This is a genomic window from Ideonella livida (assembly GCF_010499455.1).
GTDB classification, from domain to species: Bacteria; Pseudomonadota; Gammaproteobacteria; order Burkholderiales; family Burkholderiaceae_C; genus Ideonella; species Ideonella livida.
This window is the reverse complement of sequence record NZ_JAAGOH010000101.1, coordinates 1-255: the sequence shown is the minus strand read 5'-3', so window position 1 is coordinate 255 and position 255 is coordinate 1. Positions and strand designations below refer to the sequence as shown.

Genomic DNA, 255 nt, shown 5'->3' with positions numbered 1-255 from the left:
GTCGCTCGGCCAGCGTGGTGGCCCACAGGCTCAGGCGGTCTTTCTTGCCTGCGGCTGCAGCCAGCATGGCGCGCGCACCCATGATGAACAAGGTGCGCAAGTAGGCGTCGCCGGCTTTGGTGATGCGCCCCAGCCGGCTCTTGCCACCCGAGCTGTATTGGCCCGGTGTCAAACCCAACCAGGCGGCAAACTGCCGCCCACAGCGGAAGTCGTGGCCGTTGCCGATCATGGCGCTGGTGCAGGTGGCCGTGGTCT

Annotated in this window: 1 protein-coding gene; it reads right to left on the bottom strand. The window is 67.1% G+C overall.

Features of this window, described 5'->3' with window-relative positions; translation table 11 throughout:
- The coding region (locus G3A44_RS23225) for a transposase (protein WP_163460123.1) at positions 1-255 on the bottom strand (255 nt) is incomplete at both ends.